The following is an 18161-nucleotide window of genomic DNA, read 5'->3' on the forward strand; positions in this document are numbered from 1 at the left end:
TGGCTGAGGCGGGTAACCACAGCCGTGCACCTGATCGTCCTGCAAGCGTCGCCGTAGCGCCAGCCTGCTGGCGATCCAGACCCTGGCGCTACGTTCAAATGACCCCAGACTGCCGCATGGAGAGGATTTTCTCGAAGCTCAAGCCCAACACATCCTGCAGCACGGCTTCGCTGTGCTCGCCTAGCAGCGGCGGTGCTTTGCGATACTCGACCGGCGTCTCGGAAAGACGAATCGGACTGGCGACCTGAGGCACGCTGCCGGCCAGCGGGTGCGGCATGTCCACGCGAAGCCCTCGCGCCAACACCTGTGGGTCGGCAAACACCTGCGCCAGATCATTGATCGGCCCACAGGGCACGCCGGCCTGCTCCAGCACGGCAACCCATTCGGCTGTGGTGCGAAACACCGTGACCTGGCGGATCAGCGGCACTAGCTCCTTGCGATGAGCGACGCGCGCCTTGTTAGTGGCGAAGCGCGGATCTGCAGCCCACTCCGGATGCCCGGCGACTTCGGAAAACTTGCGGAACTGTCCGTCGTTGCCGATGGTGAGGATGATATCCCCGTCCGCGGTCGGAAAATCCTGATAGGGCACGATGTTGGGGTGCGCATTACCCATGCGCTTGGGCGCTACGCCAGTGGTCAGGTAGTTCATCGCCTGGTTCGCCAGACAGGCCACCTGCACATCCAGCAGCGCCAGTTCGACATGCTGACCGACACCCCTCTGCTCGCGATGGTTGAGCGCTGCCAGTACGCCAACGGTCGCGTAAAGTCCGGTCAGGATATCGGTTAATGCCACGCCAGCTTTCACCGGCCCGGCGCCCTCCTCATCCTCAGCACGCCCTGTCAGGCTCATCAGGCCACCGAGGCCCTGAATCATGAAGTCGTATCCGGCGCGATTGGCGTAGGGACCGTCGCTGCCGAAACCGGTGATCGAGCAATAAATCAGCCGTGGATTGATTGCCTTCAGACTTTCATAGTCCAGCCCGTACGCCGCCAACCCGCCGACCTTGAAGTTCTCCAGCAGTACATCACATTGCTCGACCAGCTCGCGGATGATCCGCTGGCCTTCAGGCTGTGTGAAATCAAGCGTCAACGATTGTTTGTTGCGGTTGGCCGATAGGTAGTAAGCGGCTTCAGAAGTGTTCTCACCCTGCTGATCTTTGAGGTACGGCGGGCCCCAGTGGCGAGTGTCGTCACCCGTACGGGGCCGTTCGACCTTTATCACCTCGGCGCCAAGATCGCCAAGGATCTGCCCGCACCAGGGGCCGGCGAGCACGCGCGACAGGTCGAGGACGCGGATGTGGGAAAGGGCGCCGGACATAAGGGTCTCTCAGGTAACGGATGGGGTTGAGTGAGGTGGATGAAACAAGCGCCATCCACCCTACGGGCGGGCTTAGAAGAACGCCTGGATGCCGGTCTGCGCGCGGCCAAGAATCAGCGCATGGACATCGTGGGTGCCTTCGTAAGTGTTGACCACCTCGAGGTTGACCAGATGCCGGGCCACGCCGAACTCATCACTGATGCCGTTGCCACCCAGCATATCGCGAGCCAGGCGCGCCACGTCCAACGCCTTGCCGCAGCTGTTGCGCTTCATGATCGAGGTGATTTCCACTGCCGCGGTGCCTTCGTCCTTCATCCGACCGAGGCGCAGGCAGCCCTGCAAGGCCAGGGTGATTTCGGTCTGCATGTCAGCGAGCTTCTTCTGGATCAGCTGGTTGGCAGCCAGCGGACGACCAAACTGCTGCCGATCCAGCACATATTGGCGCGCGGTGTGCCAGCAGAACTCGGCGGCGCCCATCGCGCCCCAGCTGATGCCGTAACGGGCTGAGTCCAGGCAGGTGAAAGGACCGCGCAGGCCACGGACGTCAGGAAAGGCGTTCTCTTCCGGGCAAAACACGTTTTCCATGACGATTTCGCCAGTGATCGAGGCGCGCAGGCCGACCTTGCCGTGGATCGCAGGAGCAGACAGTCCTTCCCAACCCTTCTCCAGCACGAAGCCGCGAATGGCGCCTTCATCGTCCTTTGCCCAGACCACGAACACATCGGCGATCGGGCTGTTAGTGATCCACATCTTGGCGCCGGACAGGCGGTAGCCGCCATCCACCTTCTTGGCGCGCGTGACCATGGAGCCTGGATCTGAACCGTGGTTCGGTTCGGTCAGGCCGAAGCAACCGATGTATTCACCGCTGGCGAGCTTGGGCAGGTATTTCTGCTTGGTTTCTTCGTTGCCAAACTCGTTGATCGGCACCATCACCAGCGAGGACTGGACACTCATCATCGAGCGGTAGCCCGAGTCGATGCGCTCCACTTCCCGAGCGATCAGACCGTAGCAAACGTAGTTCAGTCCGCTGCCACCGTAGGCTTCTGGGATGGTCGCGCCAAGCAGGCCGGTATCACCCATTTCTCGGAAGATCGCCGCGTCGGTGCGCTCGTGGCGAAAGGCTTCGAGTACGCGAGGTGCCAGCTTATCCGCGGCGAACTGCTGCGCACTGTCGCGCACCATGCGCTCTTCATCGGTGAGCTGCTGATCGAGCAGCAGCGGGTCGATCCAGTTGAAGCTTGCTTTGCCGGCCATGAGTAGTCCTCTTTTCGTAGACGATGAACCGGGCATGAGCCCGGCACAGCATTCAGAAGCATTGATCCTAGAAGCCACCGGCGCTGGCGGCAAACGAGTATTTCGCAACGACCTGTGCGCTTTTCTCACTCCAGCGTATGCTTATGAGCCTGGAGTATCCGTTTATTAGTGAGGCTACCGCATAATGCGGCGAAAAATTCCCAGCACCGCCGCATTGGTCGCCTTCGAAGCAGCAGCGCGCCATCAAAGCTTCACCCGCGCAGCCGAGGAGTTGGCGCTGACCCAGAGCGCCATCTGCCGACAGATCGGCGGGCTAGAGGAATTTCTCGGGCTGGAGCTCTTCCGCCGCTCACGCCGCGGTGTGAAACTGACCGAGGCAGGCCAGTCCTATGCTCGCCGGATCGCCACCCAGCTCGATGCGGTGGAGCGTGACACCCTGTCAGTGATGGGCCAGCAGGGCGCCCAGACCATCGAGCTGGCACTGGTACCGACCTTCGGGACGCAGTGGCTATTACCTCGGCTGCGTCAGTTCCAGGTGCTGCACCCTGAGATCACCGTCAACCTGACGAACCGCACCCGCCCTTTTCTCTTCGCCGATACCGAATTCGATGCGGCAATCTATTTTGGCGATGGAGACTGGTCCGGCACCGTTGCCCATTCCTTGATGCCTGAACGGTTGCTACCGGTCTGTAGCCCCACCCTGCTGAACGACACGACCGAGCTCGCGCCACCCATCATCGCCGAGATGCCGTTGCTGCAGCAGACCACGCGCCCCTATGCCTGGCGGCAGTGGTTCGATTCACTGGGCATGAAAGTCGCACGCGACATGACCGGCCCGCGCCTGGAGCTGTTCTCCATGCTGGCCCAGGCTGCCGAGCATGAGATGGGGGTCGCGCTGATCCCTCCGTTTCTGATTCAGCGCGAACTTGCCGAGGGGCGTCTGGTGATTGCCCATCCACACTCGTTCCGTCGTGAGGATCAGGCCTATCACTTGATGATTCCCGAGCGCCGCGTGGAGTCGGCCGCCTTGAATGCCTTTCGTGACTGGTTGCTGGACGAAGCGCGCGCCTGGGTGGCGCAGCAGCGCTAGATCGTGGCACAGGCTCACGGCCAAGCTCGAAACGCAGCCTTCGCCTCGGAACCAGGCGTTTGCTCCTTCGCTTTGTGAACGGCCCGCTTGAAACGCCGTTCGCCATCGTTCCTACTACCGACTACGCCGTTGCAGACAAGGATGCAGGTCATCGGCGTCAGCGTATCGCTGTACCGCAGCAGCATTTCAACCAAGGACAGGTAGAAAAGATGAGTGGCTACGTCCCCAATATTCCCCGAGCCAAACGGGAAGCCGAACTCAAAGAAGTCGAGCCGACCGACGTGCATGCCGAGCGTTGGGCCGAATACGAACGCCACGCCAGGCAACCTGCCAAACCCGACGAGAAGATCAAGCTGGCCCTGCGCATCGGCGTCTTCTTCGACGGCACCGGCAACAATGCCACCAATTCGGCACTAGGTCTGGCCTGCGGCGCCCAGCACCCAATCGAGCCGAAGGATCTTGACGCCAGTTGCAAGCCTTATATGGCTGACCCGGATAGCAGTTATGGAAATGATGCGACGAATGTTCGAAAGTTGATGGAGCTTTACACGGACAGTGCAAAACCGGAGGGGGAAGGCCTTCACAAGCGGCTTTCACGCAAAATCTACGTCGAAGGCATCGGCACTGAGGCAGGCAAAGAGGACAGCTTGCTGGGCTCAGGAATGGGCCGAGGCGAGACAGGTGTAAGCGGCTGCGTGCAGAGGGCATTCACCAGGATCGCCACAACCGTGACGCTCGCCGTGCAAGAAAACCCTGGCTGTACCATAAGTGCGCTGACAATCGATACTTTTGGGTTCAGCCGTGGCGCAGCGGCCGCAAGACATTTCGCTAATGAAGTTGTTAAAGGCTTGGCAGGGCCGTTAGGACCTACGCTGCAAAACAACGCGAATGCATTCTCCTCGGACTTCATAGGACGATACGGACAAGGCATTAACGTGGCGTTTATTGGCTTATTCGACACCGTCGCCTCTGTCGGAGGTCTATCAAACCTCGGAAATATAAGAAGCGGCGTAACGCCTTCGATTAATCTTTATTTGCCACGAAAGTATTTTCCCAATGTGATTCACCTAGTTGCCCGCGACGAAATCCGCGGCAATTTTCCTCTCACTCGAGTAAAGCCCGAGCACGCTGAAATTTCGCTCCCTGGCGCTCATTCCGATATCGGTGGTGGCTACCTCAACGAGGCAGAAGAATGCGTACTAGTTAGCCCTATGCAGGCGCTGACAGTTAATCTAGGCATCGATGTCACCGCAACTTCGATCTACAAGAATGCAGAACAAGCAAAGCAGCGCCTGGTTGCTGAAGGCTGGCCTGCAACGATGTTGGAGGTAGTTACGCCATCTCCCAAGCTTTTGCCAACCGATCCTCACGACCGCCTGGCGCCACGACTACAGCGTGTCTATGCCGGGCTGCAACTTCGCCGTTCCGTTAATGGGTCGCTCTCGCGCGTATACCTACGCGTAATGTGCGAACTGGCAAAAAGAACCGGGGTAAGGTTCGATGAGATCGACGAGCATAACCCCAACTATTCGCTGCCAGACGACCTAAAGCCGCTCTGCACACGATTTCTAACCGGTGACTACAGCACGACCCCAAATGAGGAGAAGTTACTAAGGGAGCGGTACGTCCATGTCTCGGCAAATTGGAACAACCCACTCGGTAAGCGAACACCGAGCGATTTCAAGCTGATCTACATTAACGCGCCCGAGGCCAACGGACTTCGCCGGCAGCATCCCCACGTTCCCAACTGGACCCTATTTTGAAGAAATTTCTAGTTGCTCTTGTATGCCTTTGTTATCTAACCGGCTGTCAACGCCCCGATCCGTTGTCAGGTGAGCGCGATCCGAAAGATCGCTGGTGGAACCTCGAATTCGTCGCCCCGATTTATATGACCGCTTGGGTAGAGGCAAGCCTTGTAGAGGACATACATGGCAACCTGTACAACCACGGCAGTGCAGGCGTTATTGGCAGCGGCGACTATGGCTATGAAACGGAACTAGCTCGCGGCTGGCCAGACGGTATTTCAGGAAGCGGGATTCGCGGCGTTGTTGGTGCAGACCTACCGAAGCGGATCTTTGTACGCTGGCAGTCCGTAGTAGAGCCGCAGACTTATCGCGCCTGGATAAACATTCCCGAAGAGGCGCGACAGATCATGTACGACTCTACCCATCGTCGCTGTGCAGAAACACCTGAACACCCAGCCCGGTTCATGGCCGCGCTCTACTTGGGCCTGGCCCCTGAGGGAATTGTTCAAGTCTGGGTCCGTGACCAATGCCACGACGCGGTGAAGATCGCTCGTGGTCAGGGAGAAGTAGAGCCACTAGGCCCGCATTTAGGAAAATCAGGGGGACATTACTATCCCCAGCCTGCTGCGTCGAAACGCTACGTCGAAAAACACGGTATTCCCTACGGAAGCTGGTGATCATCGATCGTCGGGCTCGCCTATGCGGCGTCGATATCAAGCCGCTTCCGGCTTCTTCTTGCGCGGCTTGAGATACTTCGTCAGCCCCTGGAACCACATCACCAGCGCCGGGTTGCCCTGGATGTGGATGTCCTTGTTTTGGATGCCCTGCATGAAAGCGAGCTGCTTGTTCTTCGCGTTCATGGTGGCGAAGCCGTAGTCGCTGTCCTTGAAACCGATGGCGAAGGCAGGCTCGGCTGCGGGGCCGCCATGGCTGCTGACGCGCTGATCCTTGACCCTGTAGTGCCGGGCGACCTTGCCGTCGAGGGTGTGCAGCTGGAAGGTCAGGTCCTTGTCACCAAGCTGTTTCCGGAAGTCAGGGTTGTTGCGGCTGGCCTTGGCCATCAGGCGACCAAGCATCCAGAGAAGAAAGCGAAATTTCATGATCGACAGACCGTTGGCGGGAAAAAAGCGGCATTGTAGCGGCTGGTCTGAGCGGCGAAAGCAGGAAGACACAAGGGTCTAGAGTGGACTGTTCAGTCAACCTGACCCGGAGCCGCGCGGCCCCGGGCGGCGCGCCGTCAGTTGATCGCGTCTTTCAACATCTTTCCCGGCTTGAAGGCCACAGTGTTGCTGGCTTTGATCGTGACAGGCTCGCCCGTTTGGGGGTTTTTGCCTGTTCGAGCGCCACGATGCCGCTGCAGGAAGGTGCCAAAACCCACCAGGGTCACGCTGTCCTTGCGGTTTAGCGCGTTGGTGATTTCGTCCAGGACGGCATTGAGTACACGATTAGCCTGATCCTTGGTTAGATCGGCCTTGTCGGCGATAGCGGCTGCGAGTTCCGGTTTGCGCATAGGTAGCCTCTGAAACTTTATTGTTGTTGTGTTCTGCTGTTCTCCGAACAGCATTCCAAAGCGCTGCGACAGCTCTACGCTGCGGCAGCGCTTAAGGAGCATGGCACGCTGCTAGCACTCGCGCCAGCCCTTGCCAGTCCATTGAAGGCTCAATTCGAAGGCGTTAGCGACAGATCCTGAGGCAGTTCAGCCAACACCGGCGGTAGCTGTTTATTCAGCGCCAGGCGCTCTGCGACGGCCGTTCCGGTGAGCGCATAGCCGAGCAGTCTGCCGTCAGCTGCGCGAAACGTCGCCCTAAGGTTGTTGCCGTCACCGTCCACGCTCCAGCTACCCTTACTTCCAACAGCCGGTGGTGAAACTACGAGCGGACACGCCGGTGTTTTCACGGTAATCGGCATAGGTCCGTAGGTAACGGTTGTGGGTTGACCTATCAGCGTTCTGGCCAGAGCGCGGACGCCACTCATGAGCGGCATCACGTACAGCAGGTTCAGCCCTTCCACCTCGGCACAATCACCCAGCGCGTAGACGTGTTCGGCCGAGGTCTGCAGCAGGCGATCCACCTCGATGCCGCGATTGACCTTCAGCCCTGCCGCCTCGGCCAGCTCGGTACGGGGACGCAGGCCGACGGCGCTTACCACCAGATCGCAGGGAATCAGCTGGCCATCGGACAGCTTTGCCTGCAACCCATCGCCCTGCCGCTCCAGACGTTCAAGCACCAGTCCCAGATGGAAGCGGGCCCCTAGCGACTCCAACCCGCGCTGCACGGCCGCAGCCGGCTCAACGGGCAATAGCGAGGGCATGATCTGGTTGCACGGCGCAACCAGATCGACCTCGAAGCCGCCTTGCACCAAGTCATTGGCGAATTCGCAACCAATCAGCCCAGCACCGAGGATCAGGATGCGTCGTTTGCCATGTGCGGCCTCGCGGAAACGGCCGTAGTCAAGCAAATCGTTAATCGGATAGATCGCAGTCTGTGCATCGCCCGCTACCGGGACCTGGATGGTCTGCGCCCCCCAGGCAATCACGAGGTCGCGGTAGGGCACGGGCTCATTCCCAATCCAGACGCGACGGTTCGTCGGATCGAGACGGGTCACCCGGGTATGGGTGCGAATTTCTGCGTTCAGCTGGATCGCCATCTGCCCGGCCGACATCATGCCGAGGGCATCGGCATCCTTGTTCATGGCGAAACCGGTCGAGAGCATGGGCTTGGAATACGATCGGCCATCGTCAGCGGTAATCAGCAGCAGTGGCGTTTCGCTGTCCAGCTTGCGGACTTCCCGTGCGAGGTTGTACCCCGCCAGCCCGGTGCCGATGATCACCAGCGGTGCGTTTTTAGCGTTCGAGTCGTTCATATCAACCGATCGCGATCATTTCGAAATCCATTTTTCCGACGCCGCAGTCGGGGCACAGCCAGTCTTCGGGCACATCTTCCCAGGCGGTACCTGGCGCAATGCCGTCGTCTGGCCAGCCCTCGGCCTCGTCATAGATGAGTCCACACACCACGCATTGCCACTTTTTCATTGTTCACCTCGATCAGTCTCGGTTGCGCTGCACGCTATACCAGAACATTGCGAACAGCCAAACGCCGGCCTACCGGTGATAGACCCCGCACCGGCAAAAGGTTTTCCGGCTGGAACGAAACGGGCGGCCTAAGCCGCCCGTCCGGGTTCACGTCGCCATCAACTGGCGGTCGCTATCCCCACCAGCGGATCGCTGATGTTCATCACGTAGAAGCCGATCAGGCCGATGGTGCCAGCCAGCACGAGGTAGTACAGCGTCGGCAGCATGGTCTTGCGCAGCGTGATGCCTTCACGCCCCAGCAGCCCAACGGTGGCTGAAGCCGCTACAACGTTGTGAATGGCGATCATGTTGCCCGCTGCGGCACCCACCGATTGCAGTGCCACCATCAACGCACCGGAAAGCCCCAGCAGTCCGGCCGTGTTGAACTGGAACTGCGAGAGCATCAGGTTGGACACGGTATTGGAACCGGCGATGAACGCACCCAGCGCACCTACAGCCGGAGCGAAGAACGGATAGACACCGCCCACGCTGTTGGCTACCAGCTGTGCCATGGCCACCGGCATGGAGACCAGATCCGAACCGTTGACACCGGAGTTGATCAGGATCCGCACCATCGGAATGGTGAAGATCAGCACGAACCCGGCACCAAGCAGTGTCTTGCTGGACTCGGCGATGGCAGCGCCCAACTGAGCCGCCTTCATCCGATGCAGGAAGAAGGTCACCAGTACCACCATGCAGAGAATCCCGCCAGGCAGATACAGCGGCTCGAGGGTGCCCGACACGCCGGTTTCGCCAAGGATGTCCCTCCAGCCGAAGCTGACCGACATCAGTGCTGCTTTCACGCCTGGGAATACGCGAGAGATCACCAAGAATGCAGCCAGCAGCAGATAAGGTGCCCACGCCATCGGTACTGAGATCGGCGTACGTCCAGCGACGTCATCGATCTTCATCTCGATCTTGCCCATCCACTCTACTGGCCACTCGCTGGCCGGGGCGAAGTCCCAGCTCGACTTAGGCAGCAGGAAACCCGCCTTGGCCGCCGGAACGACGATAGCCAGGCCTACCAGGGCGCCGATCATCGACGGGAATTCCGGACCGAGGAACACCCCTGCCGCGGCATACGGAATGACGAACGCGAGACCGGTGAAGATGGCGAACGGCGCCATCGCCAGCCCCTCACCCCAGGAGCGGTTGCGACCGAAGAAGCGCGTCATGATGCAGATCATGATCAGCGGCATGAGGATGCCGCACAGCGCATGGATGATCGCCACGCGGGAGAAGATCAGATGGAAGAACACCTCCCAGCTGCTGCCTGCCGCTGCGAGCTGACCACCGAGCGCGGCCTGGTCGAGGCCACCGGCAACACCCACCAGAATCGGCGTACCCACCGCACCGAAGGACACCGGTGTCGATTGCACCATCATGCCCAGCACCACAGCTGTCAGCGCCGGGAAGCCCAGTGCGACGAGCAGCGGCGCAGCCACCGCAGCAGGCGTACCGAAGCCAGAAGCCCCTTCGATAAAGCAACCAAACAGCCAGGCCACGATCAGCACCTGGACGCGCTTGTCCGGGCTCACGTTGGCGAAGCCGCGACGAATCGAAGCGATGCCCCCGGAGTGCTTGAGCGTGTTAAGGAGAAGAATGGCACCGAAGATGATCCAAAGGATCGCGGCGGTGAGAATGAGGCCTTGCAGCGTGGACGCCAGGACCCGGTTGAAGGTCATGTCCCAAGCCAAGAGGCCGATTAACGCAGTGAGCACGAAAACCAGCGGCATTGCGTACTTGGCCGGCCAGCGAAAGCCGATCAGCAGTACCCCCGCCAGCACCAGCGGCACGAAGGCCAGTATGGACAGCAGTGTCTGACTCATTGTTGGGTTCCTTGTTTTTTGTTGTGAACCACTTCTATCCGGGCAAACCCGGTCCCACGCATGGCTGAAATGAACGAGTCACTTCAGTCCGAAAGACTGACCAACAGGTCACATTGGCCGGCCCCTCTTGCTCGAAAGCCCCGGACGCTCGAAGCGTCCGGGGCTCATCAAATCGCGTCAGCGATCAGCTCAGGCTGACCGCCGACTGTGCTACTGATACCGCTTAACCGGCCTGCTGCTTGAAGCGCTGACGCCAGGCGTGCAGCAGGGGTTCGGTGTAACCACTCGGCTGCTCGCGTCCTTTGAACACCAGATCGCAGGCCGCCTGGAATGCAGCCGATTGTGCATAGTCAGGCGCCATCGGGCGATACGCAGGGTCGCCGGCATTCTGCTGGTCGACCACCTTGGCCATGCGCTCGAGGGTTTCGCGAACTTGCGCCTCGTCGACCACACCGTGGTGCAGCCAGTTGGCCAGATGCTGACTAGAGATGCGCAGCGTGGCGCGGTCTTCCATCAAGCCGACATCATGGATGTCCGGCACCTTGGAGCAACCGACGCCCTGCTCGACCCAACGCACCACGTAGCCCAGGATGCCCTGGCAGTTGTTGTCCAGCTCCTGCTGGATTTCCTCGGCGGACCAGTTGCGCTCCGGGGCGACCGGGATGGTCAGCAGATCGTTCGTCAACTTGTCGCGCTCGCCCGCCAGGTCGACCTTTTCCAGCTCGATCTGAACGGCCTGCACATCAACCTGGTGGTAATGCAGTGCATGCAGCGTGGCACCCGTCGGTGACGGTACCCAGGCGGTGTTGGCACCGGCCTTGGGATGGGCAATCTTCTGCTCGAGCATGGCGGCCATCAGGTCCGGCATGGCCCACATGCCTTTGCCAATCTGCGCCTTGCCACGCAGGCCGCAATTCAGGCCGACCAGCACGTTGTTGCGCTCGTAAGCCTGGATCCAAGCGGTGCTCTTCATGTCGCCCTTACGCAGCACGGCGCCGGCTTCCATGATGGTGTGCATCTCATCGCCGGTGCGGTCGAGGAACCCGGTATTGATGAAGGCCACACGGTTTTTCGCCGCGCCGATACATGCCTTGAGATTGACGCTGGTGCGGCGCTCTTCGTCCATGATGCCGACCTTCAGCGTGTGACGCGGCAGGCCGATCAGGTCTTCGACACGACCGAACAGCTCGTCGGTAAAGGCGACTTCGGCAGGGCCGTGCATCTTCGGCTTAACGATGTACATCGAGCCGGTGCGTGAGTTGCCCTTGCGCTGCTGATCGTGCAGGGCGATGAGGCTGGTGACCACGCCGTCCATAATGCCTTCGGGAATCTCATGGCCTTCGCCATCAATGATTGCCGGATTGGTCATCAGGTGGCCGACGTTGCGGATGAATAGCAGCGAGCGGCCGTGCAGCTTGAGGTCTGATCCGTCGGCTGCGGTGTATTCGCGATCTTGGTTGAGGCGGCGGGTGATGCGCTTGCCACCCTTCTCAAGATCCTCGACCAGATCGCCCTTCATCAGGCCCAGCCAGTTCCGGTAGACCAGCACCTTGTCGTCGGCATCGACCGCGGCGGTCGAATCCTCGCAATCCATGATAGTGGTGACGGCGGCTTCGACGACCAGGTCTTTGACGCCAGCGGCGTCGGTCTGGCCGATGGGGCTGTTGGGATCGATCTGAATCTCGACGTGCAGGCCGTTGTTCTTCAACAGGATCGCGGTCGGCTCCACTGCTTCGCCCTGATAGCCAACGAACTTCTCGGGCTGCTTGAGGCCGGTGACGCTGCCGTTCTCCAGGGTGACCTTGAGCACACCCTCCTGCACACGGTAGCTGACCGAATCGGCATGGCTGCCTTCAGCCAGCGGCGCGGCCTGGTCGAGAAAGTTACGCGCAAAGGCGATGACCTTGGCGCCACGCACTTCGTTGTAGCCCGGGCCTTTTTGCGCGCCGTTCTCTTCGCTGATGGCGTCGGTGCCGTAGAGGGCGTCATACAGCGAGCCCCAGCGGGCATTGGCAGCGTTCAGCGCGTAGCGCGCGTTGCCGATAGGCACGACCAGCTGAGGTCCGGCCTGGGTAGCGATTTCGCTGTCGACATTGCTGGTGCTGATCTTCACGTCGCCCGGCTCCGGCTGCAGGTAGCCGATGGACTCAAGGAAGCTGCGATAGGCCGGCATGTCGGTGATCGGGCCGGGGTTGGTGCGGTGCCAGTTGTCCAGCTCCAGCTGTAGCCGGTCGCGTTCGGCGAGCAGGGCGCGGTTTTTCGGTGCCAGATCATGCACCAGCTCGTCGAAGCCCTTCCAGAAAGCCTGTGCCTCGACGCCGGTGCCGGGCAGCACTTCGTCTTCGATGAAGCGTTGCAGGTTGGCCGCCACTTGCAGGCGACCCAGAGTTACGCGCTCGGTCATGTCTTTCTCCTTTCCCAATCAGTTGGCGACAGCGGCGACGCCGGCCTTGGCTACCTGCGCGTCCTGAGCAGCGGTCACGCCGGAGACGCCGACCGAACCGATTACCTGCCCATCGACGATCACCGGCACGCCGCCTTCCAGCGAGCAAACCACCGGGGCGGACAGGAAGGCATTGCGCCCGCCGTTGACCATGTCCTCGTAGCCCTTGGTTTCGCGACGGCCCACTGCGGCGCTACGTGCCTTTTCAGTAGCAATGTAGGAGGCGATGGGCGCACAGCCGTCCAGACGCTCCAACGCCAGCGGATGGCCGCCATCATCGGCGACCACGATGGTTACGGCCCAGCCGTTGTTCTGCGCTTCGGTGCGGGCGGCAGAAAGAATGGCGGTCACTTCGGTCTGGGTCAGCATGGCTTTGGTTTTCATGTTCTCTCCTGTCGATTCGATGTGCGTCACGGCGCGATTGGGGTTAGGGGTTACTGCATCGCCTCCTCGACGATCTCGATCCAGTGCCGGACCGGTGTGCGTCCGGCGCCGTCGAGGTGCGTCTGACAACCGATGTTAGCGGTGACGATCACTTCTGGCTTGCCGCTTTCCAGCGCATTGAGTTTGTTGTCGCGCAGCTGTTTCGATAACACCGGCTGGGTGATCGAATAACTGCCCGCCGAACCGCAGCACAGATGCGCATCCGGTACCGCAGTGAGATGGAAGCCGAGCCGGGTGAGCACGTCTTCGACCGCGCCGCCGAGCTTCTGTGCGTGCTGCAACGTGCAAGGGCAATGAAAAGCCATGCGCTTGTCGGTTTCGACCTTCAGCCGCTCTAGCTCAACACTGCGCATCACTTCCACCAGATCCTTGGCCAGCGCACTGACACGCGCCGCCTTGGTCGCGTACGCCGGGTCGTCCCGCAGCAGATGACCATAATCCTTGATGAAGGCACCGCAACCGCTGGCGGTCTGGACGATGGCTTCGGCGCCGCCTTCGATGGCTGGCCACCAGGCATCGATGTTGCGGCGCGCACGGTCGAGCCCCGCCTCCTGTGCGTTCAGGTGATAGTCCACCGCACCGCAGCAGCCCGCTTCACGCGCAGTCGTCACGCTGATACCGAGGCGATCGAGCACGCGCGCCGTGGCGGCGTTGGTATTGGGCGACAGACTTGGCTGCACGCAGCCTTCGAGGATCAGCACGCGGCGGGCATGCAGAACCTGCGGACGCGGTTTGGCCGGGGTGACCTTGCGTGGCATGTGCGAACGCAGCGTGGCTGGCATCAACGGACGCAGCGCATTGCCGGTGCTGAGCAGGCTCTTGAACAACCCGGGCCGTGGAATCACCGTGCGCAGGCCGGTGCGCAGCAGACGCTCGCCCGTGGAGCGCTGCACCTGCTGCTCCATGAAGTCACGGCCGATATCCAGCAGGTTGTGATACTGGACGCCGGATGGACAGGTGGTCTCGCAGTTACGGCAGGTCAGGCAGCGGTCCAAGTGAGTCTGGGTGCTTTCGGTGACTTCGCCGCCTTCGAGCATCTGTTTCATCAGGTAGATGCGCCCACGTGGGCCATCCAGCTCGTCGCCGAGCAGCTGATAGGTCGGGCAGGTGGCATTGCAGAAACCGCAATGCACGCAAGAGCGGAGGATGCTTTCGGCTTCCTCGGCACGCGGGTGAAGTTTGGCTTGTTCGCTCAGATTGGTTTGCACAGCTTAAACCTCGGAATACATGCGGCCGGGGTTGAAGATCCCCTGCGGGTCCAGCGCGGCTTTCAGCTGGCGGTGATAGCGCAGCAACGGCTCGGCCAGTGGCTGGAACGGGCTAGCCGTGGCGCCAACGGTGAAACAGGTGGCATGACCGCCCACTTCGCTGACGATGGCCCGGATGGTTTGTGCATCGGCGTCTGATTTGAGCCAGCGCTGAGCACCAGCCCAGTCGATCAGTTGCTCACCGGGCAAGGCCAGCACAGGGGTGTCGGTGGGCAACGACAAGCGCCACAACGGGCGAGCGTCGCTGAAGAAGCCCAGGCGCTGCTCGCGCAGCTGATTCCAGTAGCCGACATCCAGCGCCTCGCCACCAATGCGGTCGCAAGCGGCGTTGACCGAGCCTTCGCCACCTTCCAGCCGCAGATGCAGCGCCTGGCCGTCGTGGCTCGCCGCGGTGATCGGTACGGGTTGTTGCCCCCACTCGGCAAGCTTGAGCAGCGCGCGATCGACAGGCATCTCGACCCGCAAACTGCGGCACAGACGCGGCTTGGGAAGCACCTTCAACGAGACCTCGGTAAGCACGCCGAGGCAACCAAAGCTGCCGGCCATAAGGCGCGAAAGGTCATAGCCGGCAACGTTCTTCATCACCTCACCGCCGAAACGCAGATGCTTGCCGTGACCGGTGATCACCCGCGAGCCCAGCACGAAGTCGCGCACCGAGCCGGCCCATGGCCGCCGCGGACCGGAGAGGCCCGCCGCGATCATGCCACCTACGGTGGCGCCTTCGCCCAGGTGCGGTGGCTCGCAGGGCAGCATCTGGTTCGCCTCGTCGAGCGCGGCCTCCAGCTCCGCCAACGGCGTGCCGGCACGAACGCTGACCACAAGTTCGGTCGGGTCATAACTGACGATGCCACGATGGGCGCGGGTGTCGAGCAAGGTGCCCTGGACTTCACGACCGAGAAACGCCTTGCTGCCACCGCCCTGAATGCGCAGCGGGGTGTTGCTGGCCAACGCCTGGTTGACCTGGTCGAGCAGCTGCTGGCTGTCGTCGAAGGAAACCGTCATCAGAAGCGCTCCAGTTCAGGGAAGGGCAACTGCCCGCCATGGACGTGCATGCCGCCGAATTCGGCGCAGCGATGCAGCGTTGGGATGTTCTTGCCGGGATTGAGCAGTCCGCTGGGGTCGAACGCAGCCTTCACGGCATGGAACAGCGTCAACTCATCGGCATTGAACTGCGAACACATCTGGTTGATCTTCTCCCGGCCGACGCCGTGTTCCCCAGTGATCGAGCCACCGACTTTCACACAGAGCTCGAGAATCTTGCCGCCTAGCGCCTCGGCGCGCTCCAGCTCGCCTTCGGTGTTGGCATCAAAGAGAATCAGGGGGTGCATGTTGCCGTCGCCGGCGTGGAACACGTTCGCCACGCGTAAGCCGTATTCGTCGGAAAGGTCACTGATGCCCTTGAGCACGCCCGGCAGCTCGCGGCGGGGGATGGTGCCGTCCATGCAGTAGTAGTCCGGCGAAATCCGCCCGACCGCTGGAAAGGCATTCTTGCGGCCAGCCCAGAATTTAACGCGCTCGGCCTCATCCTTCGCCAGCCGAACCTCGGTGGCACCCGCCAGCTTCAGGACTTCGCCAACGCGCGCGCAGTCGTCGTGCACGTCCGCCTCGACGCCATCCAGTTCGCAGAGCAGGATCGCCTCGGCGTCTACGGGGTAGCCCGCACGGATGAAATCTTCGGCCGCGCGAATCGACAGGTTGTCCATCATTTCCAGCCCACCCGGAATGATGCCGGCCGCAATGATGTCGCCGACGGCACGACCGGCCTTTTCCACCGAGTCGAACGCGGCCAGCAGCACCTTAGCCACCTGCGGCTTGGGCAGCAGTTTGACCGTCACTTCAGTAACGATACCGAGCATGCCCTCCGAGCCGGTAAACAGCGCCAGCAGATCGAAGCCGGGCGAGTCCAATGCGTCAGAGCCGAGCACCATACGCTCACCTTCGACGGTGAGAATCTCCACCTTGAGCAGGTTGTGCACGGTCAGGCCGTACTTGAGGCAATGAACGCCGCCAGCGTTCTCCGCGACATTGCCGCCAATGGAACAGGCGATCTGCGAAGACGGATCGGGTGCGTAATAAAGGTCGTACGGCGCCGCAGCCTGGGAAATCGCCAGATTGCGAACGCCAGGCTGTACGCGGGCGAAGCGACCGGCCGGGTCGACTTCAAGAATCTTGTTGAAGCGCGCCATCACCAGCAGGATGCCCTGCTCCAACGGCAGCGCACCGCCGGAAAGGCCGGTACCGGCCCCGCGCGCCACGACAGGCACACCTCGTTTGTGGGCGATCTTCAGCAGGGTTTCGACCTGCTCGACGCGCTCTGGCAACACCACCAGCATCGGCGTAGTGCGGTAGGCGGAAAGGCCGTCGCACTCGTAGGGCTTGAGGTCTTCGCCTCGATGAAGGATGTCCATGCCGGGCAGCTGCGCCTGCAACTCGGCGAGCAGTGCCGCCTTGTCTACCTTGGGCAGCTCACCGTCGACGCGTTCGTCGTAGAGGATATTCATGGCAGTCGGTGCTCTCATTGTTCACCGCGCGCACGGCCCGCTGCGGTGGTTTGACGCATCATTAGCCCGACGGTGCCTTCCCGTCCACTTGGAAGACAACTGGTCCTACCAGTTTCTTTCATCTGCCTTTCACCGATATAGGCCTGAAGTACCGCGTATCGCGGCTCTCAACAAAGCGGGAGAGGCTTGAGGTAAGATTCGCCCAAACTGGTCCTACCAGTTACGGAGCCCCTATGCTGATCACCGATACTCAAGAGCGTCGCCAGCTGGCCGACGTCGTGGCCGAGCGCATCGAGCGCCTGATTGTCGATGGCGTACTGAAAGTCGGCCAGGCGCTGCCGTCGGAGCGTCGCCTGTGCGAAAAGCTTGGCATTTCGCGTTCGGCGCTGCGTGAGGGCCTTCGCGTGCTGCGCGGCCGCGGCATTATCGTAACGTCTCAAGGACGCGGCTCACACGTCGCTAAGTTATCCGGAGAACAGGATGCCAGCCCGCTGATGCACCTGTTCAACTCGCAGCCGCGCACGCTCTACGATCTACTGGAAGTCCGCGCCTTGCTCGAAGGCGAGTCGGCCCGCCTGGCGGCCCTGCGCGGTACCGATGCCGATTTCATCCTGCTGCGCCGCCGCTACGAGGAGATGCTGGCGGCGCACACGGCCGAAAGCGCCGACCCACGCGAACATGCACGCCTCGACCATGCCTTCCACCTGGCCGTCAGCGAGGCCTCGCACAACCCGGTTCTGGTGCACACCCTGCAGTCACTGACCGATCTGATGCTGTCCACAGTATTCGCCTCGGTGAACAACCTCTATCACCGGCCGATGCAGAAACGCCAGATCGATCGACAGCACTCGCGTCTGTTTCACGCCATCACCGAACGACTGCCTGACCAGGCCCAGCGTGCTGCCCGGGACCACATCCACAGCATTCGTGACAACCTCAAGGAGATCGAGCAGGAGGAGCAGCGGCTGGTTCGGGCGACCATGCGGTTGGAAGGATGGGGGTGACCGCTGCCACTGCCTATGCAATGGCGCAGCTTCATCGGCATGTCCTCGCTTTTCATCCGCTTCTGATCGCTCGCCAACCCTTTTCGCGCCTAACTGGGCATGCCTGTCTTCGTGACCCATCTTCGGCACCGACAGCCTGAAAGTCAGTAAAAACGCGCCATTTCCATGGGCCAGGCTGACCCGATTAATGGCTGA

The 18161-nt window shown here is 61.2% G+C and carries 16 protein-coding genes; 4 read left to right on the forward strand and 12 right to left on the reverse strand.

What is annotated here, in order from left to right; all coding sequences use genetic code 11:
* Positions 1-94: 94 nt before the first annotated feature.
* The gene (locus tag JQR87_RS17910) at positions 95-1318 is read right to left on the reverse strand and encodes a CaiB/BaiF CoA transferase family protein (protein ID WP_407294584.1); all 1224 of its coding nucleotides are present in this window, start codon (positions 1316-1318) and stop codon (positions 95-97) included.
* Between the two features lie 72 nt (positions 1319-1390).
* Complete coding sequence (locus JQR87_RS17915) at positions 1391-2572, reverse strand: acyl-CoA dehydrogenase (protein WP_407294582.1); 1182 nt, start codon at positions 2570-2572, stop codon at positions 1391-1393.
* Between the two features lie 184 nt (positions 2573-2756).
* Here JQR87_RS17915 and JQR87_RS17920 point away from each other — a divergent pair, with 184 nt between their 5' ends.
* The 3 genes from JQR87_RS17920 (at position 2757) to JQR87_RS17930 (ending at position 6084) form a co-directional block, all read left to right on the forward strand.
* Complete coding sequence (locus JQR87_RS17920; RefSeq protein ID WP_407294580.1) at positions 2757-3662, forward strand: LysR family transcriptional regulator; 906 nt, start codon at positions 2757-2759, stop codon at positions 3660-3662.
* Between the two features lie 209 nt (positions 3663-3871).
* On the forward strand, positions 3872-5425 hold the full coding sequence (locus JQR87_RS17925) for a phospholipase effector Tle1 domain-containing protein (protein ID WP_407297642.1): 1554 nt from the start codon (positions 3872-3874) through the stop codon (positions 5423-5425).
* Positions 5422-6084 (forward strand): DUF2931 family protein, encoded by a 663-nt coding sequence (locus JQR87_RS17930; protein ID WP_407294578.1) that lies wholly within the window; start codon positions 5422-5424, stop codon positions 6082-6084. The genes JQR87_RS17925 and JQR87_RS17930 overlap by 4 nt, the downstream gene beginning before the upstream one ends.
* A gap of 36 nt (positions 6085-6120) precedes the next feature.
* On the opposite strand, the gene JQR87_RS17935 is transcribed toward JQR87_RS17930, so the two are convergent.
* The 10 genes from JQR87_RS17935 to glcD all read right to left on the reverse strand — a co-directional run bounded on the left by JQR87_RS17935 (position 6121) and on the right by glcD (position 16962).
* The gene (locus JQR87_RS17935) at positions 6121-6507 is read right to left on the reverse strand and encodes an SCP2 sterol-binding domain-containing protein (RefSeq protein WP_407294576.1); all 387 of its coding nucleotides are present in this window, start codon (positions 6505-6507) and stop codon (positions 6121-6123) included.
* 137 nt (positions 6508-6644) lie between these two features.
* Entirely contained in the window at positions 6645-6917 is a 273-nt protein-coding gene (locus JQR87_RS17940) for an HU family DNA-binding protein (protein WP_158187095.1), read from the reverse strand.
* Positions 6918-7066: 149 nt separating this feature from the next.
* Positions 7067-8269, reverse strand: a complete 1203-nt coding sequence (locus JQR87_RS17945; protein WP_407294574.1) for an FAD-dependent oxidoreductase — start codon at positions 8267-8269, stop codon at positions 7067-7069.
* A gap of 1 nt (position 8270) precedes the next feature.
* On the reverse strand, positions 8271-8438 hold the full coding sequence (locus JQR87_RS17950; RefSeq protein ID WP_046162989.1) for a rubredoxin: 168 nt from the start codon (positions 8436-8438) through the stop codon (positions 8271-8273).
* A 158-nt stretch (positions 8439-8596) separates the two neighbouring features.
* Positions 8597-10306, reverse strand: a complete 1710-nt coding sequence (locus tag JQR87_RS17955; protein ID WP_407294573.1) for an L-lactate permease — start codon at positions 10304-10306, stop codon at positions 8597-8599.
* A gap of 223 nt (positions 10307-10529) precedes the next feature.
* Entirely contained in the window at positions 10530-12710 is a 2181-nt protein-coding gene (locus JQR87_RS17960) for a malate synthase G (RefSeq protein ID WP_407294571.1), read from the reverse strand.
* A gap of 18 nt (positions 12711-12728) precedes the next feature.
* Positions 12729-13133, reverse strand: a complete 405-nt coding sequence (locus JQR87_RS17965) for a heme-binding protein (RefSeq protein ID WP_407294569.1) — start codon at positions 13131-13133, stop codon at positions 12729-12731.
* 50 nt (positions 13134-13183) lie between these two features.
* The gene (gene glcF / locus JQR87_RS17970; RefSeq protein WP_407294567.1) at positions 13184-14401 is read right to left on the reverse strand and encodes a glycolate oxidase subunit GlcF; all 1218 of its coding nucleotides are present in this window, start codon (positions 14399-14401) and stop codon (positions 13184-13186) included.
* A 3-nt stretch (positions 14402-14404) separates the two neighbouring features.
* Positions 14405-15463: a glycolate oxidase subunit GlcE gene (glcE, locus tag JQR87_RS17975; protein ID WP_407294566.1), complete on the reverse strand. Its 1059-nt coding sequence runs from the start codon at positions 15461-15463 to the stop codon at positions 14405-14407.
* A complete protein-coding gene (glcD, locus tag JQR87_RS17980) occupies positions 15463-16962 on the reverse strand; it encodes a glycolate oxidase subunit GlcD (protein ID WP_407294564.1) in 1500 nt (499 codons plus the stop codon). The genes glcE and glcD overlap by 1 nt, the downstream gene beginning before the upstream one ends.
* 233 nt (positions 16963-17195) lie before the next feature.
* On the opposite strand from glcD, the gene glcC reads away from it, so the two are divergent.
* Complete coding sequence (glcC, locus tag JQR87_RS17985) at positions 17196-17966, forward strand: transcriptional regulator GlcC (RefSeq protein WP_407294562.1); 771 nt, start codon at positions 17196-17198, stop codon at positions 17964-17966.
* Positions 17967-18161: the final 195 nt, after the last annotated feature.

The sequence above is a fragment of the Stutzerimonas stutzeri genome (genome assembly GCF_051028275.1).
Classification (GTDB): Bacteria; Pseudomonadota; Gammaproteobacteria; order Pseudomonadales; family Pseudomonadaceae; genus Stutzerimonas; species Stutzerimonas stutzeri_AS.

Excerpts from the sequence above, each read along its gene's own strand:
- JQR87_RS17910 (WP_407294584.1), bottom strand. The coding sequence starts at position 1,318 with ATGTCCGGCGCCCTTTCCCACATCCGCGTCCTCGACCTGTCGCGCGTG.
- JQR87_RS17915 (WP_407294582.1), bottom strand. The coding sequence starts at position 2,572 with ATGGCCGGCAAAGCAAGCTTCAACTGGATCGACCCGCTGCTGCTCGAT.
- JQR87_RS17920 (WP_407294580.1), top strand. The coding sequence starts at position 2,757 with ATGCGGCGAAAAATTCCCAGCACCGCCGCATTGGTCGCCTTCGAAGCA.
- JQR87_RS17925 (WP_407297642.1), top strand. The coding sequence starts at position 3,872 with ATGAGTGGCTACGTCCCCAATATTCCCCGAGCCAAACGGGAAGCCGAA.
- JQR87_RS17935 (WP_407294576.1), bottom strand. The coding sequence starts at position 6,507 with ATGAAATTTCGCTTTCTTCTCTGGATGCTTGGTCGCCTGATGGCCAAG.
- JQR87_RS17940 (WP_158187095.1), bottom strand. The coding sequence starts at position 6,917 with ATGCGCAAACCGGAACTCGCAGCCGCTATCGCCGACAAGGCCGATCTA.
- JQR87_RS17945 (WP_407294574.1), bottom strand. The coding sequence starts at position 8,269 with ATGAACGACTCGAACGCTAAAAACGCACCGCTGGTGATCATCGGCACC.
- JQR87_RS17950 (WP_046162989.1), bottom strand. The coding sequence starts at position 8,438 with ATGAAAAAGTGGCAATGCGTGGTGTGTGGACTCATCTATGACGAGGCC.
- JQR87_RS17955 (WP_407294573.1), bottom strand. The coding sequence starts at position 10,306 with ATGAGTCAGACACTGCTGTCCATACTGGCCTTCGTGCCGCTGGTGCTG.
- JQR87_RS17960 (WP_407294571.1), bottom strand. The coding sequence starts at position 12,710 with ATGACCGAGCGCGTAACTCTGGGTCGCCTGCAAGTGGCGGCCAACCTG.
- JQR87_RS17965 (WP_407294569.1), bottom strand. The coding sequence starts at position 13,133 with ATGAAAACCAAAGCCATGCTGACCCAGACCGAAGTGACCGCCATTCTT.
- glcE (WP_407294566.1), bottom strand. The coding sequence starts at position 15,463 with ATGACGGTTTCCTTCGACGACAGCCAGCAGCTGCTCGACCAGGTCAAC.
- glcD (WP_407294564.1), bottom strand. The coding sequence starts at position 16,962 with ATGAATATCCTCTACGACGAACGCGTCGACGGTGAGCTGCCCAAGGTA.
- glcC (WP_407294562.1), top strand. The coding sequence starts at position 17,196 with ATGCTGATCACCGATACTCAAGAGCGTCGCCAGCTGGCCGACGTCGTG.